Annotated in this window: 28 protein-coding genes; 5 read left to right on the forward strand and 23 right to left on the reverse strand. The window is 63.3% G+C overall.

Features of this window, described 5'->3' with window-relative positions; translation table 11 throughout:
- Positions 1 to 120 precede the first annotated feature (120 nt).
- From Q0D31_RS18470 to Q0D31_RS18490, 5 genes are all read right to left on the reverse strand, one after another.
- On the reverse strand, positions 121 to 579 hold the full coding sequence (locus Q0D31_RS18470) for a hypothetical protein (protein WP_291854155.1): 459 nt from the start codon (positions 577 to 579) through the stop codon (positions 121 to 123).
- 217 nt (positions 580 to 796) lie between these two features.
- Complete coding sequence (locus Q0D31_RS18475; protein WP_291854157.1) at positions 797 to 1,030, reverse strand: hypothetical protein; 234 nt, start codon at positions 1,028 to 1,030, stop codon at positions 797 to 799.
- An 869-nt stretch (positions 1,031 to 1,899) separates the two neighbouring features.
- Positions 1,900 to 3,039 (reverse strand): LuxR C-terminal-related transcriptional regulator, encoded by a 1,140-nt coding sequence (locus tag Q0D31_RS18480; protein ID WP_291854159.1) that lies wholly within the window; start codon positions 3,037 to 3,039, stop codon positions 1,900 to 1,902.
- 2 nt (positions 3,040 to 3,041) lie between these two features.
- On the reverse strand, positions 3,042 to 4,490 hold the full coding sequence (locus tag Q0D31_RS18485) for an amidase (RefSeq protein WP_291854161.1): 1,449 nt from the start codon (positions 4,488 to 4,490) through the stop codon (positions 3,042 to 3,044).
- On the reverse strand, positions 4,487 to 5,899 hold the full coding sequence (locus tag Q0D31_RS18490) for an NADH:flavin oxidoreductase (RefSeq protein ID WP_291854163.1): 1,413 nt from the start codon (positions 5,897 to 5,899) through the stop codon (positions 4,487 to 4,489). The genes Q0D31_RS18485 and Q0D31_RS18490 overlap by 4 nt, the downstream gene beginning before the upstream one ends.
- A gap of 274 nt (positions 5,900 to 6,173) precedes the next feature.
- On the opposite strand from Q0D31_RS18490, the gene Q0D31_RS18495 reads away from it, so the two are divergent.
- Positions 6,174 to 6,698 (forward strand): hypothetical protein, encoded by a 525-nt coding sequence (locus Q0D31_RS18495; RefSeq protein WP_291854165.1) that lies wholly within the window; start codon positions 6,174 to 6,176, stop codon positions 6,696 to 6,698.
- 220 nt (positions 6,699 to 6,918) lie between these two features.
- Here Q0D31_RS18495 and Q0D31_RS18500 read toward each other — a convergent pair whose 3' ends face one another.
- The 4 genes from Q0D31_RS18500 to Q0D31_RS18515 all read right to left on the reverse strand — a co-directional run bounded on the left by Q0D31_RS18500 (position 6,919) and on the right by Q0D31_RS18515 (position 10,793).
- Positions 6,919 to 7,533: a 2-hydroxychromene-2-carboxylate isomerase gene (locus tag Q0D31_RS18500; protein ID WP_291854167.1), complete on the reverse strand. Its 615-nt coding sequence runs from the start codon at positions 7,531 to 7,533 to the stop codon at positions 6,919 to 6,921.
- A gap of 102 nt (positions 7,534 to 7,635) precedes the next feature.
- Entirely contained in the window at positions 7,636 to 7,878 is a 243-nt protein-coding gene (locus Q0D31_RS18505) for a hypothetical protein (RefSeq protein ID WP_291854169.1), read from the reverse strand.
- Positions 7,879 to 7,964: 86 nt separating this feature from the next.
- Positions 7,965 to 9,650 carry a caspase family protein gene (locus tag Q0D31_RS18510; RefSeq protein ID WP_291854171.1) on the reverse strand — a complete coding sequence of 562 codons (1,686 nt, stop codon included), beginning with the start codon at positions 9,648 to 9,650 and terminating at the stop codon, positions 7,965 to 7,967.
- 156 nt (positions 9,651 to 9,806) lie between these two features.
- Complete coding sequence (locus Q0D31_RS18515) at positions 9,807 to 10,793, reverse strand: histidine kinase dimerization/phosphoacceptor domain -containing protein (protein ID WP_291854173.1); 987 nt, start codon at positions 10,791 to 10,793, stop codon at positions 9,807 to 9,809.
- Positions 10,794 to 11,017: 224 nt separating this feature from the next.
- Here Q0D31_RS18515 and Q0D31_RS18520 point away from each other — a divergent pair, with 224 nt between their 5' ends.
- Positions 11,018 to 11,593, forward strand: a complete 576-nt coding sequence (locus Q0D31_RS18520) for a PRC-barrel domain-containing protein (protein ID WP_291854175.1) — start codon at positions 11,018 to 11,020, stop codon at positions 11,591 to 11,593.
- A gap of 95 nt (positions 11,594 to 11,688) precedes the next feature.
- On the opposite strand, the gene Q0D31_RS18525 is transcribed toward Q0D31_RS18520, so the two are convergent.
- Positions 11,689 to 12,714, reverse strand: coding sequence for an HlyD family secretion protein (locus Q0D31_RS18525; protein ID WP_291854177.1), 1,026 nt, complete (start codon positions 12,712 to 12,714; stop codon positions 11,689 to 11,691).
- 44 nt (positions 12,715 to 12,758) lie between these two features.
- Entirely contained in the window at positions 12,759 to 13,271 is a 513-nt protein-coding gene (locus tag Q0D31_RS18530; RefSeq protein ID WP_291854180.1) for a MarR family transcriptional regulator, read from the reverse strand.
- 95 nt (positions 13,272 to 13,366) lie between these two features.
- Here Q0D31_RS18530 and Q0D31_RS18535 point away from each other — a divergent pair, with 95 nt between their 5' ends.
- The gene (locus Q0D31_RS18535) at positions 13,367 to 14,899 is read left to right on the forward strand and encodes a DHA2 family efflux MFS transporter permease subunit (RefSeq protein WP_291854182.1); all 1,533 of its coding nucleotides are present in this window, start codon (positions 13,367 to 13,369) and stop codon (positions 14,897 to 14,899) included.
- 47 nt (positions 14,900 to 14,946) lie between these two features.
- On the opposite strand, the gene Q0D31_RS18540 is transcribed toward Q0D31_RS18535, so the two are convergent.
- Entirely contained in the window at positions 14,947 to 15,753 is an 807-nt protein-coding gene (locus tag Q0D31_RS18540; protein WP_291854185.1) for a response regulator, read from the reverse strand.
- Between the two features lie 294 nt (positions 15,754 to 16,047).
- Between Q0D31_RS18540 and Q0D31_RS18545 the strand changes: the two genes are divergently transcribed.
- Together Q0D31_RS18545 and Q0D31_RS18550 are read left to right on the forward strand one after the other, a co-directional pair.
- Complete coding sequence (locus Q0D31_RS18545; protein ID WP_291854187.1) at positions 16,048 to 16,242, forward strand: NepR family anti-sigma factor; 195 nt, start codon at positions 16,048 to 16,050, stop codon at positions 16,240 to 16,242.
- Positions 16,242 to 16,793 (forward strand): sigma-70 family RNA polymerase sigma factor, encoded by a 552-nt coding sequence (locus Q0D31_RS18550; protein WP_291854189.1) that lies wholly within the window; start codon positions 16,242 to 16,244, stop codon positions 16,791 to 16,793. The genes Q0D31_RS18545 and Q0D31_RS18550 overlap by 1 nt, the downstream gene beginning before the upstream one ends.
- Before the next feature lie 67 nt (positions 16,794 to 16,860).
- On the opposite strand, the gene Q0D31_RS18555 is transcribed toward Q0D31_RS18550, so the two are convergent.
- The 11 genes from Q0D31_RS18555 to Q0D31_RS18605 form a co-directional block, all read right to left on the reverse strand.
- On the reverse strand, positions 16,861 to 18,510 hold the full coding sequence (locus Q0D31_RS18555; RefSeq protein WP_291854191.1) for an HWE histidine kinase domain-containing protein: 1,650 nt from the start codon (positions 18,508 to 18,510) through the stop codon (positions 16,861 to 16,863).
- 376 nt (positions 18,511 to 18,886) lie between these two features.
- Positions 18,887 to 19,525: an urease accessory protein UreG gene (gene ureG / locus Q0D31_RS18560; RefSeq protein ID WP_291854194.1), complete on the reverse strand. Its 639-nt coding sequence runs from the start codon at positions 19,523 to 19,525 to the stop codon at positions 18,887 to 18,889.
- A 47-nt stretch (positions 19,526 to 19,572) separates the two neighbouring features.
- Positions 19,573 to 20,301, reverse strand: a complete 729-nt coding sequence (locus Q0D31_RS18565) for an urease accessory protein UreF (RefSeq protein ID WP_291854361.1) — start codon at positions 20,299 to 20,301, stop codon at positions 19,573 to 19,575.
- Positions 20,288 to 20,848, reverse strand: a complete 561-nt coding sequence (locus tag Q0D31_RS18570) for an urease accessory protein UreE (RefSeq protein WP_291854196.1) — start codon at positions 20,846 to 20,848, stop codon at positions 20,288 to 20,290. The genes Q0D31_RS18565 and Q0D31_RS18570 overlap by 14 nt, the downstream gene beginning before the upstream one ends.
- Before the next feature lie 163 nt (positions 20,849 to 21,011).
- Positions 21,012 to 21,311 (reverse strand): putative quinol monooxygenase, encoded by a 300-nt coding sequence (locus Q0D31_RS18575; protein WP_291854198.1) that lies wholly within the window; start codon positions 21,309 to 21,311, stop codon positions 21,012 to 21,014.
- 24 nt (positions 21,312 to 21,335) lie between these two features.
- Complete coding sequence (locus tag Q0D31_RS18580; RefSeq protein ID WP_291854200.1) at positions 21,336 to 21,635, reverse strand: putative quinol monooxygenase; 300 nt, start codon at positions 21,633 to 21,635, stop codon at positions 21,336 to 21,338.
- A gap of 37 nt (positions 21,636 to 21,672) precedes the next feature.
- Positions 21,673 to 23,388, reverse strand: a complete 1,716-nt coding sequence (gene ureC, locus Q0D31_RS18585) for an urease subunit alpha (RefSeq protein WP_291854202.1) — start codon at positions 23,386 to 23,388, stop codon at positions 21,673 to 21,675.
- A gap of 144 nt (positions 23,389 to 23,532) precedes the next feature.
- Positions 23,533 to 23,991 carry an endonuclease domain-containing protein gene (locus tag Q0D31_RS18590; protein WP_291854204.1) on the reverse strand — a complete coding sequence of 153 codons (459 nt, stop codon included), beginning with the start codon at positions 23,989 to 23,991 and terminating at the stop codon, positions 23,533 to 23,535.
- A 68-nt stretch (positions 23,992 to 24,059) separates the two neighbouring features.
- A complete protein-coding gene (locus tag Q0D31_RS18595) occupies positions 24,060 to 24,365 on the reverse strand; it encodes an urease subunit beta (RefSeq protein ID WP_291854207.1) in 306 nt (101 codons plus the stop codon).
- 121 nt (positions 24,366 to 24,486) lie between these two features.
- The gene (locus Q0D31_RS18600; RefSeq protein ID WP_291854211.1) at positions 24,487 to 24,789 is read right to left on the reverse strand and encodes an urease subunit gamma; all 303 of its coding nucleotides are present in this window, start codon (positions 24,787 to 24,789) and stop codon (positions 24,487 to 24,489) included.
- Positions 24,790 to 24,826: 37 nt separating this feature from the next.
- A complete protein-coding gene (locus Q0D31_RS18605; RefSeq protein ID WP_291854213.1) occupies positions 24,827 to 25,663 on the reverse strand; it encodes an urease accessory protein UreD in 837 nt (278 codons plus the stop codon).
- Positions 25,664 to 25,685: the final 22 nt, after the last annotated feature.

Below are 25,685 nucleotides of genomic sequence, written 5' to 3' on the forward strand. Positions count from 1 at the left end.
CGCGGGGCTTGAGATTGTCACTAATCTTGCAGGATAAACTTGAGAAGGAAGCGCGCATGCACAGGTCGCATCACGCCGCTCGCATCAACCGTCATGCGGGGAGATGCCCTGCGCGGACCTTCAGGTCACGCAGCGGGCTGGCTGAAGCAGCTTGGCAATATCGGTGAGAACACTGACCGGCGGCTCGCAGGCGACGGTGGATTTCGCGGTCGCCTTCGGCGCTGGTGCAGCCGGCCGATAACCCGTTTCTTCCCTGGAAACGAGCGGTACGCGCAGCACTACCGAGGTGTCGGCGAGACCGTCAAGTTGGAGGGCAATCGTCCGGGTCAGGTTAGGCTGCGCCTTGACGGCGTCACGATCGGTCTTGCCGGCGCGATTTACACCGCTTTGGGGCGCTGGCGCCGATGACCCCTGGCCGTTGATCAGATCGTGTCCGGAAGCGAACGGGACTGCGCCCAACGTTGCCGAAAGAGCCAATATCGCCAGAACTCGATTGGTTAGTTGAGACATGGCGCTGATCCCCTCGCCCGATGTCAGAACCAACCTGCGTTGGACCCGGTTGATCCGGTGGACCTCCATCACTTAACCGTTACGAAAAAATCGGCCGGAGCGGCGGGAACGTTTCCGGGCTTCGGGAGTCATCGAAACAGCCGGTTATTCCCCCTGCCCCATTGACCGGCGATGTAGGGCGCGACCGTGGTGATGCCGGTCGCGCCCTGCTTTTTTTGTCCTCGACCTGACCGTCACTCCGCCAAACTGATCGGGGAACTTGCGGCGGCCCGTTCAAGGCACCGGGCTATATTCCCAGCAGGAGGTACCACCAGACCGGCAAGGTCAGAAACGATGCGGCGACGCCGTAAAAGGCTTCAAGCATCGGCAACCCGACGAAGGAGGTATTGCCGAGGCCGGCGACAAGGATCAACCCGCCGGTCGTGGCCGGTGCGAACCTCAGCACTTTCGACGCCGCCCAGAAGAACAGCCCGGCGATGGTGAAAAGCAGCCAGGGCATGGCCACCGCGTAAGCGAGCATCGTCTGGAATTGAGGTTGTGGATGTGCAGCAGGGTAAGCGCCGGCAAAGAGACGTGGATGATGAAACCGTTGATGGACGCAGGAGCATTCTCGGGGACGCGGCCATATCGCCGCAACGCCATTCCGATCAACATGCAAGCGAACAGCAGGACGACGTTGCCCATAGCCGTCACTCCCTAGAGCTGACTGCGAAAGTCGATCACCCGGCAGAAAACGCGCGCTCCAAGCTGAGTACGCCACGCGATGGATCGTCGCAGGAGCCGGTTTCGTTTCGATGGAATCGAAACAGGCTCAGCATTCTCGATTTGCCGCGCTTTCTTGACGCCAACCGGATTCCGCTTCGCTCAAGAACGATCGGCCGCCCTGGGCGAACACCACCCCAAGCGTGATCAGCATCAGCGCGATCGCGACAATGAATCTGACGATCGAGATGCGCCCACCATACAAGAGCGAATCCGGTGAACTGTCGGAGGTAGGTCGAGAAACAGATCGTGTACGCATGTGACCACTCCTACTGGATTCCTGTCCTGATTGATTTCCGCGTGCCGCCTGACCGACGATCGTGCTTTCGGCCTTCCCATGTGCAGAAGGCCCAGATCGAGCGGGACCAGCATCAAGACGATTGCGCACAGCAGGACGGTCAGACCGCCGATCGCCAGTTCGGATAACAGAATTGTCATGGATGGCTCCATTGCCAGCCGATGGGACAGGGAAATGAAATCGCGCCCAGTATGGACATCCGCGCCCGCCAGCCATCATTCATCCGAATGATCTGCACCCGATATTTGGGAAACATGGCGCCGATGCCGGCGCGCCTGCGTTGCGACCGCCCCTCGCTCGCGAACGGTCTGGGCGCGGATCGGCTCTGACTACCGCCCTGATTTCAAGGGAGCGGTAGAGCGAGCCACCAGACGAACAAGATCGGCCTGTCGGGCCGTGCCGGTTTTTGCGAAGACTTTCTGCAGGTGGGTCTTGACCGTATTGACGCTGACGCCCAAACGGTCTGCAGTTTCCTGCGGCGTGTGGCTGGCCGCCACCTGCTCCAGCACATTGCGTTCCGCCGCAGTCAGCCCGTAAAGAAGTCCTATTGCCTCCATCGGTGGCGGCGCGCCTTCGGCGGGATCCTGGATGATGACCGCCGCAGCGCCGGGCAGCGTCGCCAGCGGATTGCGCCCGTCACGCCACTCGAGCGGCAAGACATTGGCGATCAGGCCCGATCCCTCCTCGTCCGGCAGCGGAATCGCATGCTGCCCGCTGATCGAAGGCGCCCTTCCGGCGCTGCTCTCTTGCAGGGCCCGCGACAGTGCATCGCGCGCGTGGGGCCGGACGGCAACGAGACGACCGTTCCTCGACCGCAACGCATTGCCCTCCTTCAGTATCGCTTCCGCCGAACCATTCATGTAGGAAATCCGTCCGTCCTCTTCGGTCAGCAGGACGCCGGTAGAGAGGTGATCGACCGTTTCGGCGAGCCGCACCGCCGCGATCGATTGCAGATCGAGGGCATCCGAGATCAGAAGCGCCCGGCAGATATGCGGCGACAGCAATTCCATCTGTCGCAGATCGTTGTCGGTGAAACGCGACTGGACGTCGGATCTGGCGACCGAGAACCACGCGACGCGCTTGCCGGATTTCAGCACCAGGACGCCGATGACATCGCGGAAGCCGAGCGGTCGCACCCACTTGAGATAGAAGTCGCTGTTGAGCGGTTCGCGTTCGCCGGCCAGCATGGTCATGGTCGCGACCTCGCCCAGATGCTCGAAGGCGACCTGCTTCATCGCCGGCATTCGCGACGCCGCGAGCTTTTCGAAGTAGAGCCGAAGAAACGATTGGCGGTCGCCGTCCTCGAACACCGTGGCGCCGCTGCTGCTGAGACGGCCCTGGACCACCATCGAGCTCGCCGCACTTTCGCCGAAGGCGGAGATCAGCGGCAACGTGCGCGACCATTCCTGGGGCTGAAGCACACAGTCGTAAACCGATCCGATAATGTCCGACAATCGCTCGGGCCGCATCGTCAGATCCAACCTTTCGGCGCCACGAAACCATAAAAGCCCCGTTCAAGCTGGCGCGCGACCTCGATGCACATCAGGTCACCGTAGCTGGGGCCAACGATCTGAACGCCGACCGGCAAGCCGGACCTTGTCAGCCCGGCCGGCGCAACGGTCGAAGGCAGATAGGCCACCGTGGTGAAAGCGCCCCAAAAGGTGGGGTCGGCCGGAGAGGTCGGGCGTCCCTTAACCACGACTTTCCGTTCGTGCCATGCGTGCTTGGGGTCGTGCGGCACGGCGACGGTAGGCGCCGCCGGGCACAACAGCACGTCCCAATCGGCAAAAAAGGCCTTCCACGCCCGCCGTAGCGAATTGCGCGCAGCGTCCATCTCTAGCCAATCGGCGTGGGTGAAAACCCTTTCCACGGCTGCGCCATCCTTGTCGGTGGTCATGAAGCGCGCCCGGAGATGGCTCAGCCGGTTCCAGAACGCCTCGTCATTCTTGCGCCGGGAGAGGCCCGCCATCAGCAATCCGCCGAAAATCCGGAAGGCGACGACGTTGTCAAACGCGGGCCGCGCCTGATCGGATAGCTTGGCGCCGTTCGTGGCCAAGAAGTCCGCCACGGCCTGGATGCGATCCTGAACTTCGGTATCGACGGGGAAGTTCGCGTCCTCCCGCATGACGGCGACACGCAGCTCACTGATTTTCTTCGTGCGCGCCGGCGGCAACTTCAGTTGCCACGCCGGCGCATCGTCCGGCTCCGGGCCGCTGATCAGCGACAACGCCAGCTCAAGGTCGTCGGCTGCTCGCGCAAGAGGGCCGGTAACGGCGAGGTCCGGCCGGTTGCTGAGGCCGGGCATGACATGGCCATCGGAGTTGGTGATGCCGAAAGTCGGCTTGTGGCCGTAAATGCCGCAATAATGCGCGACGTTCCGGACGCCGCCGCCGAAATCCACGCCGATGTCGAGCGCGGTCAGCCCTGCGGCCAACGCGGCCGCCGCGCCGCCCGACGATCCGCCCGGCGACCGCTCGAGATCCCAGGGATTACTGGTCGTTCCGTAAATCTCGTTGACGGTCGCCCAGCCAATCAGATAGGCCGCGACATTGGTCTTTCCGAAAGCGACCGCGCCGGCGTCGATATAGCGTTGGACCGCCTGCGCGTTACCCACCGGCCGACGATCCCTGAGTTCCGGAACACCCCACGTTGAGGGCAGTCCCGCAACGTCGAAACTATCCTTGATCGTGACGGATACGCCGTGCAGCGGACCCCATACGTCGCCCTTGGCAAGCGCGGAATCAGCAGCCTTCGCCCGTCTTCGCGCGCCCGCGATATCCATCGCGACGACGGCATTTACGCGTGAGTTGTGCTTCTCGATGCGCGCCAGATAAAGATCGAGCAGTTCCTCCGACCCGATCTTCTTTTGCCTGATGAGAGCCGCGAGTGCTGTTGCTGACCGGAACGGAATGGTGTTCATTGCACTAATGCCGGGTGCTTCCCGTCCCCGTCGATCCTACCGCCGTCCTTGACGCCAAACGGCGCATTCGGCGAACACCAGGCCAAAATCTGGTTCATCATTCTTTCCGGCGTTTCAAATCGGTTCTGATCGTAGCAACCAAGCGGGAATATCGCGGTGGAAGCGCAACACAGCGAACAGAACGAACAGGGATTCGCTGGCGTATTGGCGCCGGCATTGAATTGATCCAGAAGGTCCGGATTGGCAAGCAACGGGCGCGCGATCGCGACCAGGTCGCATTTCCCGGACTTCAACGCGCCGTCGATCACGTCGCGATCCTGAAATCCGCCGTTGGCGATCACGGGGATACTGACGGCTTGACGGATCGCCGCGGCGAAGTCCGCATTCGCCGCCGGCTTGAAGCGCCAGGCGCCGCCAAAAATCTTCTTCCTCGCCCAAGCAGGAAAGACGTTGAAGATTTGCGCCCGCATCCGGGCCTTTCGACTGAGAAAGCGGTAGGCGTTGAAGGTAACGACGACGGCTTCATCGGGAAAACCACCTGGACTCCCGTGCGGGTTGGGAAAGCCGAATCCACTGTCGATGTGCAGATAATCGACGCCGAGTTCCTCGAGTTTTCGCGCGTAGCGGGTGGTCTCGGCCAGATCGTTGCCGATCCAGGCGCGCCACGGCGGCGGTGGCCAAACCAGCGGAAAGCGCAGGCTGAGAGGTGAATTGTTGAAATCCCGGGCTGAAAGCCTGACACCGAACAGGAAGTCGGCGCCAACCGCCTTGCGCACGGCCCTGACGATATCATCCAGCAGCTGGAACCGGTTGTCGACCGACCCGCCATATCTGTCGGTACGCCGATTGGTGAGTGGGTTCAGGAACTGGTGGATCAGATATCCCTTGGAGGCCGTGACTTCGATGCCGTCGCATTCCGCTGCAACGACCCGGTGAGCCGCGCGCGCAAAATCGCCGACCGTCGACTGGATCTCGTCGAGGCTCATCGCGCGGGCGCTGTTCGGGTAGCCGTACTGAAAGTCGAAGAAGGCAGAGGCCGACATTTGGTCCGCGTCTTGCGGCCGCAGGCTGGTGTGGGTGTGCGCACCAGTGTCGCCAATCTGTACGATGTACCGGCATTCGTCCTTGCCGCGTCCGCCGGCCTTGATCTCCCGCACCGCGTCGCGCAGCGGACCTATGAAGCGATCGTCGTGCAGCGAGGGGTACTCCAGCGGCGACTGCCGCGCTTCGTTGACACTGATGGTCGGAGAAATGAGGCCAGCGACGCCGCCTTTGGCGAACCTCCTCTCAAAATGAACCCACGCGGGGGAGACCGTGCCGTCATAATAGGCGGTTCGGCCACCCATCGACGAGCGAAGGATGCGATTGGCGAATGTAACGCCTTTTATTCTAAACGGCTCAAACAGCACAAACCGCTCCCATCGAGTGGTCAACTGCAGCGGACGCAACTTTAGTCCAGAATAGCAGGACCAGCCAGCCTTTCCGGACTCGCTGGCGGGCGCGCAAGCCGGTGACCCGCGAAGCGACGTTCCCGCGGGCTGTTACCTGTCGTTGCGTATGCCGCAGTCTCGGCATCCGTCTCCGCCTTCCGCAATCTGTCGTGTGTCATTCGTTCGAGCGATGCCGCGCCTGCCATTGCCATCTAGCGTCCTCCGACGGGGATCCTCGTGATGGAGAAGACCAATGGAAAACATCCTGGATCAGCTTGCGCTGGCCTCCCGGCGCGCTCCGGGCTCTCGCGTTTTTCAGATCTTGCGCAATGACGACCTGCCCAGACTGTATGCTTTCTTCCGGACGTTCGACTTCGACCAACGGCGGGCCTATTTCGGCGGCGGCGTTTCGGACCAATCGATTCACGACTACTGTCATGGGATCGAGTGGAGCCACACCACGGTGATCGCGCGGAGCGGGCCCTACTGCATCGAGGCGATCGCGACGCTGGCTTCCCTGCCGCCCGATCGCGCCGTTGCCGAGCTTTCCGTGGGTTGCCCGCTTTCGTGCGATCAGCGGCCGATCATCGCCGAGCTCCTCAATCTCGCAACCGAGATCGCTGCACCGGCATGCCGGGCGCTCCTGGTACGGCGAGAACTCGCCCATCCCGACTTGCTGTCACTGCTGCGCGCGCATGCTCACGCCCGCTTCGATGACGAAACCGCTCGGATCGACCTGGCGGCAAGCGGGCGCGCCAAGACAGCCGCCGCCCGCTGATCCCTGAAGAGCATCAATGGAGCAGAGCATGCAAGGACCTCCGCGTTTTCTCAGCAGCGAAGATCGCCGCGCGATTCGCCGATGGAGGTGGCGCTCCATCGGAGTTTACGGATCTCTTCTCGCGGGTCTCATCGCATATATTGCCTTCAGCCAGCCTCGCGAGGCCGACCACGCGGCGGCCGATGCACCCGCATCGATAAATCGATGAGGCAGGCCGGTTTCAAGCCGCCGCCGGCTGCTTCAACGCGCGTTCCAGCAGTTCCAGCCGGTCCTGGCCCCAGAAAATCTCGCCCGAAGGCAATACATAGCTCGGCGCGCCGAACACCCCCGCTGCCAGCGCCTCCTGCGTAAACGTTTCATGGAGGGCGTCGAGTTCGGTGTCGCCCGCTCCCTGCGCGCGCAGTTCCGCGGCGTCGAGGCCGGCGCGCCGGGCGGCCAGCGCGATCGTCGCGGGATCGGCGAGTGTTTCCTCGCGCTCCCACAGCGCGCGTCCAAGCTCCAGCGACAGCCTGTGGGCGTCCTTCCCCTGCATGGCCGCTGCGATCACCAGACGGGTCGCCGCCGCGTCGTCACAGGGGAAGTACCGGGGTTCGAAATGGATCGGCAGACCGCGGACCTCGCGCCAACGCTTCAACTCCATCATCCGGTAAGCCCGCCGCTGCGGCGAGCGCTTGGGCAGCGGCAGTCCGCCGGTCTGCTCGAAGATCGGACCGAATTTGCAAGGCTTGACGTTGACGGTCGCACCGTTCCGCGCGGCGATTTCGCCGAACAGCGCACTGCCGAGGTAGGTCCAGGGCGAGTTGAGCGTCATGTAGTAATTGATGGTGACGGGCATGATGGCGGACTTCCTCGAAGCGGCTGATACCCGATCAAGCTAGCGGCTTTTTCGCTTCGGTGGAATCGGAACGGGGTCCAAGGCCGCGTCCGATTGCCGCCTTCAATTCAAGGCTTTCGTGATCTTGTGATCGAGATGGCCGGTCTTGTAGTCGCGCCGAAGCTGGCCAAGCGACGTTTCATTGAGGTGAAGCATGACGTCGCTCAGGCTGCTGGTCGGGGGATAACCGGCGGCAAAGCCTTGCCCATAAATCTTGCGCAAGGTGCCGATCAGGGTGGCGCCGTGCTTGTGGTTGATTTCCCCATCCTGATTTCGCTGGCGATTATCGAGACCCGCGTTGCTCATGCCGCTCTCCCTTGTGCCTGTCGTCAAGCATCCTCCCGCCGAAGCCAATTGGCAATCGTGCACCGCAACCGGCGAGACGCCGCACCTCAGCGCGCGGCCGTCGCCGCGGTCCGGAAGTAGAAGGGCTCGCTTGGCAGCGATCCGTACACGAACGGCTCCTGCTTCCGGCCGGTTGCCGCCAGCACGTCGTCGCGGACGAAGCGAAACAGCATGGATATCTCCAGGCCCGGCTGCCTCAGCCGCTTGAGCAGCGCCTTCATGAAGGGGCTGTTGCCGTCGTCGCCGTCGTGCGCCACCTGGCCGGCCTTCGCCGCGTAGGCAACCATGGTTCCGCCCCCGGGCTCCACCCGCGCCAGCCCCGATCCCAGCGAACGCGTGCTGTTGGTGAGGCGCATTTGCGGCGCGAAGGGATTGTCCCGGCACGCGTCCAGCACGATCAGCCGCAGTCCCCGCACACCTTCGATCGCGGCGCTGAGTTCGTCGATCGACACCGCTTCGAGGCGCACGTCGCTGTCGGTCTTGAGCAGGGCGTCGACCGGCGTGAGCCAGTTGACGCCACCCATCTCGAGCCCGTGGCCGGCGAAATAGATCACCGCCCAGTCAGCGGTTTCCGCCTCCCTTGCGAAAGCGCGCAGGGCGGTGAACATCTGCTCGCGCGTCAGGTCGCGCAACAGCGTGACCTTGCGGAACCCGAGCGTGTCGAGTTCCGCTGCCAGCGCTTCCGCATCACGACCTGCGTTCGCGAGCGGCGAGACGTTCTGGTAGGTGGCATTGCCGATCACCAGCGCGACCCGGTTGCTCCGCTCCCGTGCCGGCTGCGCTCCCGTCGCGACCCGGTCCGGAACCGGCGGGGCCATCGTGCTGTCGAGCTCGCGCACGAGCTGCTCGGCCTCCCGGAACACGTCGGCAGCGTCGACGCTGGACAGCGGCAGCCGGCGCGCTGCGGCCAGCGCATCCCGCGCGACCGAAAGACTGCCGGTCCGCGACGCGGCGACGCTCTTCAGCGCGAATCCTTCGGCGTTTGCAGGGTCGATCTTCAGGAGCGCCTCCAGCACCGCAAGCGCTTCGGTGTCGCGCTTCAGCGCCACCAGGCCCTTGCCATGCAACACGCCGATGTCCGATTCTGTCTTCGCCTGCGAATAGCTGGTGGTTATCTTGCGGGCGCGCGCGCGCCCTACCTGCACCAGCGCTTCCGCGGGACGGCCGGTTTGCAGCAGAAAGTCGGCCTGCATGATGAAGTTGTAGATCTCGCCGGGCTGGAGCTTCGTTGCGCTCTCAAGATCGGCCTGGCTTTCGGCAATCCGACCACTTCGCACCAACGCTGCGGCGCGGTTGCGCAGGATGCCCGCGCGGTCTGCATTCTTGCTGGCGAGCGACAACGCCCGCGTCGCATCGCTCACGGCAAGGTCGAACTGGCCCAGTCCGCTGCGGATCACCGTCCGGTTCAGCCACGCGTCGACGAAGTCCGGGTTGTCTTCCAGCGACCGGTCGCAGTTTGTCAGTGCATTCCTGTAATCGTGCCGCAGGATGTAATTATAGCACCGGTTGTAATAAGCCGTGGCGCGGTCGCGCTTCGATATGCCGCGTGAGTTGATGAGCGCCATGCAGGCTGTGAGACCGGCCTCGCCGTCGCTGGTGCGGCAGGTATGCCAGAGCTTCGCCGTGCTGTCGCCGGGAGCGGCCACGGACGGACCCGGACCGGACAGCAGGAGTGCGAATGCGAGTAAGGCCAATTTGCCGCCACACCTGAGAACAAAGGTGAGGTTCGTCATCGTCAACAACGCTCCCTGCGGCAGCGCTGACCCGCAGCGCTTCCGGTGTGGGTAAGTCGCGGGCGGAGCCTGAAGGTTCAATCCCTTTGAGCGGACCGTTGAGGTCTCGACCTGGGCCGGGCCCCCTGATCCTGAAATCGCGTTCGCGACCGCGAGTCAGGCGGCGAAGACCAGACGTACCCGCGTGCCGGCGACGGTGGCGTAGGATATCTTCCCTTGCACTTGCTCCGCCAGGCTCTGCATGATCTTGAAGCCCAGGCTCTTGCTGTTGCCGGGATCGAAATCTGCCGGCAATCCTCTGCCGTCGTCCTGGATGTTCAGCGCGCAGGTTTCCTGATCGAGCCGCTCCAGCGTGATCGCGATAGAACCTTTCTGCCCTTCCGCAAAGGCATGCTTCAACGAATTGGTGACCACCTCGGTGACGATCAGCGACAAGGTGACGAGCCTGGTCACGTCGAAGCTGATCGCCGGCGCATCGACCAGGCAAACGACGTTTTTTGCGCCCGTCGCGTCGAGAAGGTCGGCGCATAATTCCTGAAAATAGCGGCCGGCCGGGATGTTGACGGCGGACGGATCGTACAGGCGCCGGTGAATGCGCGACATGACCATGACGCGGTTTTGTGCGTCTTCGAGCGCCGTGCGGGCGGCCTCCGGGTCGCCGCCCACCTTGCGCTTCTGCAGGGCAAGCAGGCCAGCCACGAACATCATGTTGTTGGCGACGCGATGTTGCAGTTCCTGAAACATGGTGCGGAGTTGCTTGTTGAGACCGGCCGTCAACCCGCGCTCATGTTCCAGACGGGCGGCAGACTCGTTCATCAGATGGATCAGAAGGATGTCGATGCCGACGATGAAGGCGTAGAAGATCAGCGCGAGCGCCGCAGCACCATCGACGGCGAACGAGTCGAACGGCGGGATGAACCAGTACCAGGAGGCGAGCCCGCCAACGACGGCGCAAACGATACCAGCGCGAACGCCACCGACGAACGTGGTCAGGATCACCGCGGGGAAGAACGTCAGAAACGGGTAGCCTGGCGGCAGCGTCCCCTCGAGCCCAAACCGGGCGGAGAGCGCCAGCGAGAAAGCGACTGCTCCGAAGACGTAGCCGAACCACGGGTGCCGCCGAAGCCGTTCGGCAGACTTCATCAAGTCCATAGCGATTCCGGACCCACCGATAACCGATACTGAGTTTTCATGGTTAAGGCCGGTATCCCTGCTCCAGTGACCATTTGGGTTGCGATGGATGACAGGTCAAGCGGCTAGTTGCGGAACTGAGATTCATGGTGGCGGAAACTTCGCGAACGCGCGGGAACAATCGCCTGCCAGTTCCGTTCTAAAGGAACTCACCAACTTTTCCTCGGAGGATAAAAATGAACAAATTCGTTGCTGCCGCGCTGTTGAGCGCGGCCGTCATCAGCGGCCCGGCCTATGCTCAGACGGCTCAGCCGGCCGACCGCATGGCGCCGGCGGCCACCACCAACCAGACCGCCGGTTCCAGCTCGAAAATGATGCTTAAGGGCAATTGGCGCGCGTCCAAGCTCATGGGCCTCGACGTTTACAACGAAGCCAACGAAAAGCTCGGAGACATCAATGAGCTGATCCTGGACAAGGATGGGAAGGTTAGTGCCGTTGTGATCGGCGTCGGCGGGTTCCTGGGAATGGGCGAACACGATATCGCCGTCACCATGGACAAGCTGAAGTTCGTCGAAGAGCCGGTCCGTACCAGCGCCGCAACGACCACCACGCCGACGACCACAACGACCCGCGATACGACGGCGGCTCCCGCGAGCACGACGACCGGCGCGGCGCCCGCCACGACCACAACGACGACAACGACCGCGCGCGTGTCAGCAACCAACGATTGGACGCCCGATCACGCCGTGATGAGCGGCACCAAGGACCAGCTGAAGGCCCTGCCGCAATTCAAGTACTCCGACTATAACTGAGCGAACCTGTCTTGAACGAAGCGAAGGCCCCATCTCGGTGGGGCCTTTTTTCGTCGCTCGCTTGCCCCCGAAGAAAACACTCAGCCGCCCTCGCTTCATTCGGCCTTCGCCTCGCGAGCGGGATTTGCCGCCACGGTGGCCAGTCCGCCCAGGATGCCGGCGAGGCTGCGCGCGCGTCTGGTATCGATGCTGACATAGGCGGTCATGCCGGCACGCAGGGCCGGTTCGCCACGCCGCTCGATCAGCCGCAGCCGCACCGGCAGGCGCTGAACCACCTTCACCCAATTGCCCGAGGCGTTTTGCGCCGGCAGGACCGCAAACTCCGCGCCGGTGGCCGGGCTGATGCTTTCCACCTCGGCATCCCAGATGATGTCAGGGTGCATGTCGAGAACCACGGTGGCTTTTTGCCCTACTTTCACGTGGGTTAGCTCGGTTTCCTTGAAATTGGCTTCAAGCCAGGGTCGTCGGTCGGTCACCAGCGCAAACAGCGGCGTCTGAGCCTTGACCTGTTCGCCCAACTGAAGCCGGAAGTTGACGACGACTCCCGACTTCGGCGCCTTGATCTCGGTGTGCTCGAGGTCGAGCGCCGCGCGATCGCGCACCGCCAGCTTCTCGCGCACCGCGGCGTATTCGTCGGTCGGCCTGTCGGGCTTGCCGCCCAGCGCCGCCTCCACGCGCGCGATCCGCTGATGCAGTATCGAGAGCCGATCCTGACCTTCCTGTTCTTCGCTGTTGGACTGCTCGAGCCTCGCCACCGAAGCCACACCGCGCCCGGACAAATCCCGCTGCCGCCGGGCCTGGGTCTGAAGGTACGCGAGCTTGTTCTCCGCTTCGGTAGCCTCGGCCCTGATCTCGCGCAGGCTCGCCTTGAGCTGCTCGACTGACGCGCGTGCGGAATCGATCTCGGCCTCGGCCTTGGCGAGCGCGAGCCGGTAGGTCGCGGGATCCAGCCGCAACAGGACGTCGCCGGCGGTAACCGCGGCGTGATCCCGGATGCGCAGTTCCATGATGCGGCCCGGAACTTCACTGGCGATCTGGGCGATGTCCGCCTTGACGAAGGCGTTTTCGGTCGAGATGTGACGGCCGCCCTGCAGCCAAAATGCCATCGCGCCGGCGATCATGAGCACCGGCACGCCAACAAGAGCCAACTGCCTCATCCGCCGCGTCATGGCACGATCCTGCCATTGTGCCGGTCCGCCGCCTGCTTGCCCGCCGCGCCCGCAGCGGCCTTCCGCCCCGCCTCGCCTCCGTTGGCCGACACCAGCGTGGCCTTGATGCGCTGCAACAAGTCCATCAACTGCCTGCTTTCGCGCCCCGACAGGTCGCCTAGCGCGGCATCGACCGTTGCTTCCGCCACGCGCCAGATGCGCTTGTGCACCCGTTCCGCGTCCGCGGTGAGATACACCCGCTTCACCCGGCGGTCGTCGCGCTGGGTACGGCGTTCCACCCAGCCATTGGCCACCAGCCGATCAATCATACGCCCGGCGGTGGCCTTTTCCACCTCCATCATCTCGGCAAGCTCGGAAAGCGACGCGCCGGGACGGCGGTGCAGCCGCGTCAGCACCAGCCATTGCGCGCGGGTGATGCCGAGACGGCGCACGCGGCGGTCAAATTCGGTGCGCAGCAGGCGCGCCACGTCGGAAATCACCACGCCGATATACTCGTCGGTGTTTGGCATATCGCGGTTCTGGTCCTCCGATAATTAGTAAGCTAGGTTACGATCAATGGTAAGCTAGCTTATTGTTCGGCCAACGCAAGGGACATGACCGCGACATGACTGTGGGCAGCGCAACCACCGACGCCGAGGATCCAGCCGCGGCGCTGTCGGCGGCGCAGCGGTACCTGACGCTGGCGACCGTCGTCCTCGGCACCTCGCTCTATGGCACCGCCCTGCTGACCACATCGACCATCCTGCCGCAGATGCAGGGCGCGCTTTCGGCCACCCAGGACGAAATCGCCTGGGTGATGACGTTCAACATCCTGGCGACCGCGGTGGTGACGCCGATGACGGGCTGGCTGGTCTCCCGCTTCGGTACCAGGCGGGTCGCGGTGTGGTCGATCGCCTGCTTCACGGTCGCGACAATGCTCTGCGGGATGGCGCAGTCGCTGGAGACGCTGGTGCTGTGGCGCATTCTGCAAGGCGGCGCCGGCGCGCCCGTCGTCCCGCTCTCGCAGTCGATCCTGTTCAACACCTTCCCGCGCCGCCAGCATGCGATGGTGATGTCGATCTTCGGCATGGCGGTTGCGGTGGCGCCGGCGTTCGGCCCGGTGATCGGCGGCTACCTGGCCGAGATGCACAGCTGGCGCTGGTCTTTCTACATGCTGGTTCCGGTCGGCATTTGCGCCACGATCGGCATGGCCTGGACGTTGCGGCCCGACAGGCTGGGCGCCAAGGTTCGTTTCGACTGGACAGGCTTCGTTGCGCTGGCGACCGCGCTTGCCGCGGTGCAGCTGGTGATCGCGCGCGGCGTGCGGCTGGATTGGTTCGACTCGACCGAAATCGTGATCGAGTGCCTGATCGCGGCCGTCGCCTTCTATGTTTTCCTGGTGCACAGCCTCAGCGTTCGCGCGCCGTTCGTGAACCTGAGGCTGCTGTACGACCGCAACTACGCGATCGGGCTGGTTCTGGTGACAATCTACGGCATGTTGAACTTCACCCCGATGGTCTTGCTGCCCGCTCTCCTGCAGCAGCAGATCGGCTTTCCGGATATGCTGGTCGGACAGGTGATCGGATGCCGGGGGGTCGGGATGCTGCTGGGCTTCATGGCCGCCGGATTCATGAGCCGGATCGATCCGCGCATCAGCATGGCAGCCGGCTTCGGCCTGCAGACCGCTGCCGGATTGTGGATGCTGACGTTCGACCTCAACGTGACGATGGAAATACTCGTCCTCAACAGCGCGGTCCAGGGCTTCGCCGTCGGCGTGGTATGGGTGCCGATCACCGCCGTGGCCTTCGGCACGCTGGAGTCAAAACACTATGCGGAGGCTTCCTCGATCTTCCACTTGCTGCGCAACATCGGGTCGAGCTTTTTCATCTCGCTGTCGATCGCCGAAATCGTGCGCACCGCCGGCGCCAACTACAGCCGAATGACGGAGATGATCACGCCGTACAACCCGGCGCTCGCGATGCCGGGCGTGACCGGGGGCTGGACCTTTGACACCGTTCCCGGCCTCGCCAGCGTGGCGAAGGAAATAGCGCGCCAGTCGATGATGATCGGCTACCTCAACGCCTTCATGCTGTACACCGTGGCCTCGGGACTGGCGGTCGTGGTCGTGCTGATGGTTCGGGGCCGCAGTCCGGCATAACGTGGCTCCAGCGCCGCGGGCCGTGCGTCCGCAGCGGCGCCTGAGGCTCAGGCCGTTGCCGTCCGCGGTTCGCGGTTGCGCGAGTTGCGCTGGAAGAACAGCGCCTGGCTTGCCACGGCGGAGACCATCGCCGGCTGAAATGGTTTCGAAATCAGGAACGCCGGCTCGGGCCGCTCGCCGGTCAGGAAGCGTTCGGGATAGGCGGTGATGAACACCACCGGCACCTCGAAGAGTTTAAGCAGCTCGTTCACCGCATCGAGGCCGGACGACCCGTCAGCGAGCTGGATATCCGCGAGAATCAATCCCGGCTTCTTGTTCTTGGCGAGCGCCACCGCGTCGGAATGGGTGCGCGCGACGCCGATGACGTTGTGACCGAGGTTCTTGACCAGGCTTTCGATATCCATCGCGATGAAGGTCTCGTCCTCGATGATCAGGACATCGGTTGCGATTTCCGCAGCGAGTTCGCGCCCGGCGGCGTCGGCAAGCCGTCGTGTCTCGGAAATGTCGACATTGAGAACGAACCCCACCTCCTCCTCCGAGAAGCCTTCAAGCGAGAGCAACAGAAAAGCCTGCCGCGGCAGCGGCGTGATATTCGACAGTCTCCGCTCCGGCGGCAGCGCCAGCGTCGGCACATCCGCGTTTTCGTTCAGCGCGACCGAGTTCCAGATCTGGGTGAACAGCTTGAACAGCCCGACGCGCGGGCCGTGCCGCTCATCCAACAACGCGGGGTCCTGCAAGAGAGCCTCGAGCATGGCCGCTACATAAGCGTCACCCGACGCCTGGCTTCCGGTCAGCGCACGGGCATAGCGCCGCAACAGCGGCAAGTGTTCGGCAACGAGCTGTGATCGAGACATCCCCATTCCATCCTTGGTCTTTGGGCCGTATCGCGGGCCTAACTAGGGTCGCATCTGGGCGAAAATAGCCTGAAAGCGTGCGGTGTCGGCATACCCCTAGCGAGGGCGCCGCTTCTCCCGTCATGTGCGAATACGCCCGGACGCCGAAAAAGTTCCAGAAAGAGTTCCCTTATTTAGGAACTTTTGCGACCTGATCGCATTAGGACCTGATAGACAGCCGAAATAATGATGCCTATTCGAGGAATAATCTTGGAATCGCAGAGACTTAACTCTCGGGGAAGCGCGGATCAGATCATGAAGGAAGCAAAGAAGCAGGGCGGGCTGAACGCCGAGATCCAGTCAAGAATCGGCCATCAGCTCCGTGCGATGTATGACGATGTCGTCAGGCAAGGCGTGCCGGATCGCTTTGCCGAACTGATCCGAAAGCTCGATGAGCCCGAGAAGGCCGCGGCGCGGATCGATCAAGCCAAAACCGACGGGAGGGATTGATGCCTCTCTCCGACTCCCTGCGTGACGACATCCTGGCGGCAGTGCCGAGCTTGCGCGCCTTTGCGATCTCGCTATCTGGCAACGGCGACCGGGCCGACGACCTCGTCCAGGAAACATTGCTGCGCGCCATCGCCAATATCGACTCGTTCCAGCCCGGCTCCAACCTGCCTGCGTGGCTGTTCACCATCCTGCGCAACCTGTTCCGCTCTGACTATCGCAAGCGGCGTCGCGAGGTGGAAGACGCCGAAGGCAATTACGCGAAAACGCTGAAGACCCAGCCTTCTCAGAGCGCCCATCTGGAGTTCGAGGAGTTTCGCGTAGCGCTGGAGAAGCTTCCGCAGGACCAACGCGAGGCGCTGATCTTGGTCGGCGCATCCGGCTTCTCCTACGAAGATGCTGCCGCTATCTGCGGCTGCGCGGTGGGCACCATCAAGAGCCGGGTCAACCGAGCCCGCTCCAAGCTGTCCGCCCTGCTCTATGTCGATGGCGCAGAAGATTTCGGCCCCGACGACACCGTGCGCGCGGTCATTGGCGGGAACGGCGGGCGGTAAGCAGGAATCGGCAAGGGTAAGGGCAGCCTGACGGCTGCCCTTGGGCCGGACTGGCCAATCACTGGGTTTAAGGTTGCCGCACCGGGACCGTAAACTGTTCGGTCCTGTCACGCTCGGTCATGTCGATCACGGTTTCCATCGGGGCCGTGAGTTCGTAGACATAGCTCGTTTCGGTGAAGTAGCGCTTGGCGGTACCCCCCATCGCTTCCGGCGCAACCCGGTCCAGCAGTATCAGGCCGAAATCGCTGTCTTGCCGCCGCGTCGTTGCGCTGGTGTTGAACTCCTCCCACCTGAAGTGAAAAACCAAATCCGCCTCCTCGCCTGTGACTTCCCAGGTGACGACGATATGAGGATGTCGACCGACGACCGACAATCCTTCATCCGAATGCGACGCCAGCTCGAAGAAGAGCAGGGAAAGCGATTGCGCCGCGCGAGCGCTCACGGAGATGTCGGGGCCATTTACCACTATCCGATCGGCATTCGGGATCGCGCGCGACTCCAGCAGGCCCTTCAGCTTCACGCCCTGCCATTGGCTTTCGCTGAGCAGCGTGATGACATTCGACATGGCATGGATGCGGCCAATCAGCAGCTCGCGCGACGCGTCGATATCGGCGCCATGACGCAGCGTCCGTGTCACGATCGACTGAATCACGGCCAGGATGTTCTTGACCCGGTGGTTGAGTTCGTCAATGACGGCCGTCAGCCGACGCTCGAAACCGATCCGAACCTGAATTTCCCTGCTAAGCCGCAACGTGTTGTGGGCGACATAACCGAACAGGCCGCAGACGATGCCGGTGAGCGCCAGCCCAATGGCGGCCACGATGATCGCCGTCTGCTGCGCGCGTGCGACCACGTTTTTTTTTGAATAGTAGCTGAGCGACCAGTCGCGTCCGCCGAACGTGATCGTCCGCATCAAGGAAGGCGGCGGGTCGCCCTGCTTGAGCGCTCGCAAGGAGACGACGCCCTGTTCGTTGGCAACATACTCGTCGTCGGCGTCAACTTTCAGTGCCACCGAGAACAGCGAGCGATCATCATTGGTCAGCATCAGCGGCGCCAGCTCATAGGAAAACGTGATGAAGCCCGCAAGCTCCGCCGACCCTTCCCTTGTGATCGGAGATGCCAGAACCAGACCGACCGGTCCGGTCCGCCGCAGCAACGGCAGCGGATCGGACGCCACCGGCTTGCCCGTCTCGGCCGCCCGCGCCAGCATCGGGCCGATTACCGAATGCCGATCATAGGTCCGACCCGGCAATCCAAGCCTGTCCTGGCTGCGCGGTTCAATGTCCATCAGAACGTCGACCGAGCCATCAGCCGCGTTGGCTTCCCGCGGCTGATCGTCGAAGTCGCGTATCGCAGGTGCGGTGAAGCCGGCGGCCTTCAGTTCCGCCTCCGCGATGCCCAGTTCCGTCGGCTTGAGCCGCGCGATCCACGAGGAAATCACAAAATCGGTCTTGAACGCGTAAATCGCCGACCGCAGGGGTTCCAGCATATTGGCTTTTGGCACCGCCGGGGCACGAAACAGGCCTGACGCTACCCGCGAAAGCAATTCGCGCTCGGTCAGCCTGTCCTGCACCAGGCTGGCATGAACGTCGATAGCGCGCGCCAGCGCCATGCTGTCGACGGCCAGTTCCTGGTCGTGAACCCGATAGGCCGCGAAACCGGAAAGCATAACTCCGATCAGCGCGATCAAGCCGATGAGGAAGCCCAGTCGAACCACTCGATTACTCTGTTTTTACGTGTGGGCAAGAACGCAAAACCAGCGCCGCTAGATCGTGCCGGACATAACTTAATTGCAGGAATCCAGCGCTGTCCCGGTTCAGACGGAACCGCAATGACGCGCGATACTGCCGGCCTGCCGCGTTGTCCTGATGCGAACGGGTTTCCATCTCGCCGGGGAACTCCTATCTTCGCTCGAATATGAAGCAGCGAACATCCGCACGCAACCAAGGGGCTGGCGGCGCACACGCTCTACGTCGCAGTTTTCGATGTGGCAGGCTGATTCTATCAATAGGTCCGCGTCCGATTGGTTCCTGCAAGTGCGGGGTCGCAGGCGGGCACCGTGCGCGCCGCCAGTGTTAAGATTAACGCGCAGCTTACCCGAGCCTGGTTTTCGTCGCCGGCCGCAGGCCGCCCTTGGCCTTGATGAAGTCGATGATGCGATCGAGGCCTTCGCTCTTCTTGAGGTTGGACATGACGAACGGCCGCTCGCCCCGCATTCGCCGCGCGTCAGTATCCATCTTCTCCAGCGACGCGCCGACATGGGGCGCGAGATCGATTTTGTTGATCACCAGCAGGTCTGAACGGGTGATGCCGGGCCCGCCCTTGGAAGGGATCTTGTCGCCGGCGGCCACGTCGATCACGTAAATCGTCAGGTCGGCAAGCTCGGGAGAAAACGTCGCGGCGAGGTTGTCACCACCGGATTCAATCAGCACCATATCCAGGTCGGGGAACTTCGCCCGCATGTCGGCGACGGCAGCAAGATTCATCGAGGCGTCCTCGCGAATCGCAGTGTGCGGGCAGCCGCCGGTCTCGACGCCGGCGATCCGATCCGGCGTCAGCGAGCCCGAACGCACCAGAAACTCGGCATCCCATTTGGTGTAGATGTCATTGGTGATCGCAGCAATATCGTAGTGCTCGCGCATCGACTTGCAAAGCAGGTCCATCAGCGCGGTCTTGCCCGACCCGACGGGACCACCGATGCCGATCCGCAATGGGCCGTGGGATCTGGACATGCCGTGCACTCTCTTCGTTGCGCCTGCGCGATCGTAACCCGGATGCTTCAAGAGCGGAACAGCCTCGTATACTGCGTCTCGTGGCGGAAACTGGCCAGATCGGCGCGGAACGTTGCGCTGCCGAGGTCGTCGAGCGAGGCCGCAAGCGCGCGCTCGGCGGTGGCAGCGACATCGGCCTCAAGGCCGGCCAGAATACGCTGGCTGTCGGTCTGGCCGAGCGGCACCAGCCGGGCGCCCGCGGAAATCCAGTTCGACACCACCGCATGCAGGAAGCCATGCATGGCCGGCGGAAGCGGGATCGCATGCACGGCGCTGACGATGCCGACGGCTAAGGGATAAACGATCGTGCCACCGCAGGCGGAAACCATCGCCTCGAGCCCGTCGCACGCCCAGGCCGCGCGGGCGATGTCGATGAAAGCGCGGCCCTGCGTCGTCGTCTCGAGCTGGCGCTCCCGCGACGGCACGAAGGCGGCCGCGAGTTCGGCGACCTCGCGCAATGCAACGCTGTTCTGCGCCAGGGCCGCGCGATGCGCGTGCGCCAAAAGCACGGCGTCGCAAAAGCCCGAACCTTCCGTAAGCATCGCGGCCAGCCAGTCGCGCAACGAGGCGGCGTCAACGATATCGCCGGCCTCCACCGCCCATTCGATGCCGCTGGAGTAGGAAAACGCGCCGACCGGAAAGGACGGTGACAGCCAGGTCATCAGCCGGTACAGCGCCGCCGGCTGCGCCGTGATATCGCCGCTCACGTCGAGCGACGCGGATTTACTTACGGTCATGAGCATGGGCGTGATCGTGCTGATCGTGGTCGCATTGCTCGCCGTGATGGTGGTGGTGATCGGCGCGATGATGGCCATGACCGCCAGGGTGATGGTGGCCTTGATCCTGCGCATGGCCGCTCGCATAGGCGCCGCCCTCGGGATCGAACGGCGCTTCGATCTTGATCACGCGCGCCCCCAGCCCCTGCACCATGGCTTCGATGACATGGTCGCGGCGGATGCGCAGCCCCTTTGCCATGATCTGCGTCGGCAGATGGCGGTTGCCGAGATGCCAGGCGACGCGGACCAGATGCATGGGATCGGCACCCCTGATCTCGAGCAGCGGCTCGGCCGCCGCCACCACCTCGATCAGGCGGCCATCCTCCAGCACCAGCGCGTCACCACCGCGCAGCGCGACCGCGCTTTCCAGATCGAGCAGGAACTCAAGCCCGCGGGTGCCGGCCATCGCCATCCGCCGCCGGTGCCGGTCGTCGAAATCGAGCACGACAGTATCGGCCGCCGCGTGTGTCCAGCGATGCTGGCCCAGCACCTTTGTCGCGCGTATCATGCGGATCCGCCTAAAGCAGGTCGGGGCGAGGTGGCCTCGTGGTTCAAGACGCGCGGCGTTGCCGCGCTCCTCACCATGAGGATCTTAGACCTCCTCCTGAGGAGGCGTTGCGCGCCGTCTCGAAGGATGAAGCCACCGAATGCGCCACGATGCGAACGGCGCACTAGATCTTCTCCACCTTGCCGTCGCTGATGATTTCGATCACCGTCGGCGCCGTCTTCATCTGGGACGAGTACTCCCGCCACACCTTCATGTGCGGCGCGCGGCCATGCGCGTTGAGGTCGTCGCGGGTCTCCCAGCGCTCCACGACCACATACAAATTGGGATTGTTGACGCTGACGTGACCCTCATAAGAAAGACAACCCTTTTCCTTGAGGGTTTCGCTTATGCAGGCTTTATGCCCCTTGATGAAGTCGTCCTTGTTTTCCGGCTTCACCGGCGTGGTGGCGATGACATAGATCATGAATGTTCTCCCGTGTTTTCTTGATTAGCGGACGTCGACCTTTTCAGGGGTGATGATCTCTATCTTCGGCGGGGCCGTCATGCACTTCACCGCAACGCGCCCGAAGGTCTTCATGTGTTCGGCGCCGCGGTGGGGTACCAACGCCTCGGCATTCTCCCACTGCTCGACGAACACCATTTTCGATGGATCGGTGACGCTCTCATGCAGGTCATAGGCGATATTGCCCGGTTCTTTACGGGTTTCCCTGATGCAGGCGGTGGCGGCCGCAATGAATTCGGCGCGTGTCTCGGGCTTCACGGTCAGCGTGGCAACGACGTAGATCACTTCGATCCTCCCGGCTTTGTTCTGGCTGGGAGGGAGCTTAGAACATGAAATAGCGCTGCGCCATGGGCAGCACCTCGGCCGGCGCGCAGGTCAGGAGCTCGCCGTCTGCGCGCACCTCATAGGTCTCGGAATCGACTTCGATATTCGGGGTGGCGTCGTTGTGGATCATGCTCTTCTTGGAAATGCCGCCGCGGGTGTTCTTCACGGGGTAGAGTTGCTTTTGGATGCCGAGCTTGCGCGCCAGCCCGCCTGCGATGGCTGCCTTGGATGTGAACACCACGGAGGACGCCGTCAGCGACTTTCCATAGGCCGCGAACATCGGCTGGTAGTGCACCGGCTGCGGCGTGGGAATCGACGCGTTGGGATCGCCCATCGGCGCGGCCACGATCGAGCCGCCCTTGATGATGCAATCCGGCTTGACGCCGAAGAACGCGGGCGACCACAGCACGAGATCGGCGAGCTTGCCCTTCTCCACCGAACCGATCAGCTTCGAGACACCGTGCGCGATCGAAGGGTTGATGGTGTACTTGGCGATATAGCGTTTGACGCGGAAATTGTCGTTGTCCCTGCCCTTGTCTTCGGGCAGCGCGCCGCGCTGTTTCTTCATCTTGTCGGCGGTCTGCCAGGTCCTGATGATGACTTCGCCAAGCCGGCCCATGGCCTGCGAGTCCGACGACATCATCGAGAGCGCGCCGAGATCGTGCAGGATATCTTCTGCGGCGATGGTTTCCTTGCGGATGCGGCTTTCGGCGAACGCAAGATCTTCCGCGATCGAGGGGTCGAGATGGTGACACACCATCAGCATGTCCAGATGCTCATCGATGGTGTTGCGGGTAAAGGGACGCGTCGGATTGGTCGAGGACGGCAGCACGTTCTTCAGCCCCGCGATCTTGATGATGTCAGGCGCGTGGCCGCCGCCGGCGCCCTCGGTGTGAAAGGCGTGGATGGTTCGGCCCTTAAAGGCCTTTACGGTATCCTCGACGAAGCCCGACTCGTTCAGCGTGTCCGAGTGCAGCATCACCTGGATGTCGTAATCGTCGGCAACGCTAAGGCAGTTGTCGATCGCCGACGGCGTGGTGCCCCAATCCTCGTGCAGCTTCAGCGCGCAGGCGCCGGCCTTGATCATCTCGACCAGCGGCGCGGGCCGCGAGGCGTTGCCCTTGCCCGATATGCCGAGATTGACGGGAAACGCGTCAAACGACTGGATCATTCGTCCCATGTGCCAGGGCCCAGGCGTGCAGGTCGTCGCAAAGGTACCGTGCGACGGCCCGGTGCCGCCGCCCAGCATCGAGGTGACGCCGCTCATCAGCGCGTGCTCGATCTGCTGCGGGCAGATGAAATGGATGTGGCTGTCGAACCCGCCGGCGGTGAGAATCTTTCCCTCGCCCGCGATGATGTCGGTGCCGGGCCCGATCACGATGGTGACGCCGGGCTGGATGTCGGGATTGCCGGCCTTGCCGATGGCGGCGATCATGCCTTCCTTGATCGCGACGTCGGCTTTCACGATGCCCCAATGATCGACGATCAGCGCGTTGGTGATGACGGTATCGGCCGCGCCCTGCCGGTTGGTAACCTGGGACTGCCCCATGCCGTCGCGGATCACCTTGCCGCCGCCGAACTTCACCTCCTCGCCGTAAACCGTGAAATCCTTCTCGACCTCGATGACGAGATCGGTGTCGGCGAGCCGTACCCTGTCGCCGGTGGTCGGCCCAAACATGTCGGCATAGACGGAACGTTTTATTTTTACGGACATATCAGGCTCCGGTCGGCAGCAGGAAAATAGCAGGCAGGGGAGCGCGTGGATTGCCCCTCTCCCCAACCCCGAGAGCGAGCTTTGCCCGCCTCGGACCAAGCAAGGGGAGAGGGAGCCCGACGAGCGTACTTACCTCACGACGCATCACGGCTTGTCCTCTTGGATATCATCAGCATCCGTGAGGGACGCATTAGCGGAAGGGTTCCCTCCCCCCTTGCGGGGGAGGGTTAGGGAGAGGGGTGCCGCTTGCTCCGCTGCCAGACCAATGGCGATAACAACACCCTCGAGATTGTTCAGGACATCGTCATTGGTAAATCGGAGCACTCGATAGCCGCGCGATACAAGCCATTGATCGCGCCTGGCGTCGTGCCGGAGGCGCTCTTCCAAATCGTGGCTTTCGCCATCAACCTCGACAACCAGCTTGCAGGAATGTGAAACAAAATCGGCGATGTAGTTGCCCATCGGAGTCTGACGGCGAAAGCGTAGGCCAACGAGCCGCTTTGCCTTGAGATGACGCCACAGCAACGTCTCCGCACGAGTCATCTCGCGCCTCAGCCGTTTTGCACGATCTCTCTGAACGTTGCTTACCTCGTCGTGCGGCATACCCCTCTCCCCAACCCTCCCCCGCAAGGGGGGAGGGAGCCTTGCCAGAGCGCTCCCCTCACGCGCGATCACAGTTTCCCCTGCACGTCGCCGCGGAAGCCGTAGATGACGCGCTTGCCAGCGAGCGCGACCAATTGCACGTCCCGGGTCTGGCCGGGCTCAAAGCGGACCGCGGTGCCGGCCGCGATGTCGAGACGCATGCCGCGGGCCTTCTTCCGATCGAATTTCAGCGCCGGGTTGGTCTCGAAGAAATGGTAGTGCGAGCCGACCTGGATCGGTCGGTCGCCGCTGTTGGCGACCGTGAGCGTCACGGTCTTGCGGCCGGCGTTGAGTTCGATCTCGCCGCCCTTGATGAAGAGTTCGCCGGGGATCATCTTTCTTCCTCCGTCATTCCGGGGCGATGCGCAGCCTCGAACCCGGAATCTCGAGATGAATAACTTCTGGATTCCGGGTTCGGCCGCACAGCGGCCGCCCCGGAATGACGTGCTCGGTGCATCACCGGATCGGCTCATGCACGGTGACGAGCTTGGTGCCGTCGGGAAACGTCGCCTCGACCTGGATGTCGTGGATCATCTCGGCAATGCCGTCCATGCACTGCGCGCGGGTGATGACCTGCGCGCCGGATTGCATCAGTTCGGCCACCGTGCGGCCGTCGCGCGCGCCCTCGACGATGAAATCGGAGATGATGGCGATCGCCTCGGGGTGATTGAGCTTGACGCCGCGCTCCAGCCGCCGGCGCGCCACCATGGCCGCCATCGAGATCAAGAGCTTGTCCTTTTCGCGGGGAGACAGGTTCATGCGAGCACTCGTGATTGATGGCCCTGCGTCAGGGCCATTAGTTGAGCCAGAGCCTGGGCAGCGCCATGCCGCTGGCGCGACCGAGCACCGTCATCATATCGGCGCGGAGCCGCGCCGCATCTTGGGCACAGAAGCGCGCCATGGCAAATCCATTCCAGCCGGAGATGCCGACCTCGCCGCCGAATGATTCTGAAGCTTCGCGAATCCGCTCCACCAGCGCCTGGTCTCCGGGCACGATCAACGCGGTGCCGATGGCGACGCCGCCTTTGGCAACCGCGGGCCGCGCCAGTTTCTCACCGATATCGCCGTCGAGCCGGATGGTCTCCGCAAACACCAGCTTGCCGCCGCGGCGCAGCCGCCAGCGATCGACAAATTCGCCATGCAGCATCCGCTCGCCCATTGCCGCGCGACCGAACACGACGATTTCGCAAAGCAGGAGCGAGGCGTCTGCCGCCAGATCGATATCGATGCGCCTGACAATCCGCGCCCGGTCGAACAGGATGGTCTCCTGCGGCAGCCAGGCGAGGCGTGAACCGGCTGCCGCCTTCAACGCGATATTGAGCTGCGCGGCGGGGCCGGCCGCGCGGTAGACCTTTTCGGCCGCCGCCGTCGTCATCGTCAGCCGCGCGCCCGCACCGGCCGTGATGTCGATGTCGAAGCGGTCGCCGCCCGCAATACCGCCCGCCGTGTTGACGAACACGCCCGACATCCCCTCCTGCTCGGGGGAAGGAAACCGCACCCGGAGCGAGCCGGATTCATGCAGATCGCCGCGGCGGGTGACGCCGTCCTGCACACGCACGCCGAAACGTACCGCGCCCTGGGCCCGGTTGGCCGCGAATGTCGCTGCAGCTCCGTGCGAAGTATCGGTCCGCATCCGTTCCCCAATGCGTTAGCTC

Source organism: Bradyrhizobium sp. (genome assembly GCF_022844465.1).
GTDB lineage: Bacteria > Pseudomonadota > Alphaproteobacteria > Rhizobiales > Xanthobacteraceae > Bradyrhizobium.

Coding starts and splice junctions, on each gene's coding strand:
- Q0D31_RS18470 (WP_291854155.1), bottom strand. CDS start 579: ATGGAGGTCCACCGGATCAACCGGGTCCAACGCAGGTTGGTTCTGACA.
- Q0D31_RS18475 (WP_291854157.1), bottom strand. CDS start 1,030: ATGCTCGCTTACGCGGTGGCCATGCCCTGGCTGCTTTTCACCATCGCC.
- Q0D31_RS18480 (WP_291854159.1), bottom strand. CDS start 3,039: ATGCGGCCCGAGCGATTGTCGGACATTATCGGATCGGTTTACGACTGT.
- Q0D31_RS18485 (WP_291854161.1), bottom strand. CDS start 4,490: ATGAACACCATTCCGTTCCGGTCAGCAACAGCACTCGCGGCTCTCATC.
- Q0D31_RS18495 (WP_291854165.1), top strand. CDS start 6,174: ATGGAAAACATCCTGGATCAGCTTGCGCTGGCCTCCCGGCGCGCTCCG.
- Q0D31_RS18500 (WP_291854167.1), bottom strand. CDS start 7,533: ATGCCCGTCACCATCAATTACTACATGACGCTCAACTCGCCCTGGACC.
- Q0D31_RS18505 (WP_291854169.1), bottom strand. CDS start 7,878: ATGAGCAACGCGGGTCTCGATAATCGCCAGCGAAATCAGGATGGGGAA.
- Q0D31_RS18510 (WP_291854171.1), bottom strand. CDS start 9,650: ATGACGAACCTCACCTTTGTTCTCAGGTGTGGCGGCAAATTGGCCTTA.
- Q0D31_RS18515 (WP_291854173.1), bottom strand. CDS start 10,793: ATGAAGTCTGCCGAACGGCTTCGGCGGCACCCGTGGTTCGGCTACGTC.
- Q0D31_RS18520 (WP_291854175.1), top strand. CDS start 11,018: ATGAACAAATTCGTTGCTGCCGCGCTGTTGAGCGCGGCCGTCATCAGC.
- Q0D31_RS18525 (WP_291854177.1), bottom strand. CDS start 12,714: ATGATCGCCGGCGCGATGGCATTTTGGCTGCAGGGCGGCCGTCACATC.
- Q0D31_RS18530 (WP_291854180.1), bottom strand. CDS start 13,271: ATGCCAAACACCGACGAGTATATCGGCGTGGTGATTTCCGACGTGGCG.
- Q0D31_RS18535 (WP_291854182.1), top strand. CDS start 13,367: ATGACTGTGGGCAGCGCAACCACCGACGCCGAGGATCCAGCCGCGGCG.
- Q0D31_RS18540 (WP_291854185.1), bottom strand. CDS start 15,753: ATGTCTCGATCACAGCTCGTTGCCGAACACTTGCCGCTGTTGCGGCGC.
- Q0D31_RS18545 (WP_291854187.1), top strand. CDS start 16,048: ATGAAGGAAGCAAAGAAGCAGGGCGGGCTGAACGCCGAGATCCAGTCA.
- Q0D31_RS18550 (WP_291854189.1), top strand. CDS start 16,242: ATGCCTCTCTCCGACTCCCTGCGTGACGACATCCTGGCGGCAGTGCCG.
- ureG (WP_291854194.1), bottom strand. CDS start 19,525: ATGTCCAGATCCCACGGCCCATTGCGGATCGGCATCGGTGGTCCCGTC.
- Q0D31_RS18565 (WP_291854361.1), bottom strand. CDS start 20,301: ATGACCGTAAGTAAATCCGCGTCGCTCGACGTGAGCGGCGATATCACG.
- Q0D31_RS18570 (WP_291854196.1), bottom strand. CDS start 20,848: ATGATACGCGCGACAAAGGTGCTGGGCCAGCATCGCTGGACACACGCG.
- Q0D31_RS18575 (WP_291854198.1), bottom strand. CDS start 21,311: ATGATCTATGTCATCGCCACCACGCCGGTGAAGCCGGAAAACAAGGAC.
- ureC (WP_291854202.1), bottom strand. CDS start 23,388: ATGTCCGTAAAAATAAAACGTTCCGTCTATGCCGACATGTTTGGGCCG.
- Q0D31_RS18590 (WP_291854204.1), bottom strand. CDS start 23,991: ATGCCGCACGACGAGGTAAGCAACGTTCAGAGAGATCGTGCAAAACGG.
- Q0D31_RS18595 (WP_291854207.1), bottom strand. CDS start 24,365: ATGATCCCCGGCGAACTCTTCATCAAGGGCGGCGAGATCGAACTCAAC.
- Q0D31_RS18600 (WP_291854211.1), bottom strand. CDS start 24,789: ATGAACCTGTCTCCCCGCGAAAAGGACAAGCTCTTGATCTCGATGGCG.
- Q0D31_RS18605 (WP_291854213.1), bottom strand. CDS start 25,663: ATGCGGACCGATACTTCGCACGGAGCTGCAGCGACATTCGCGGCCAAC.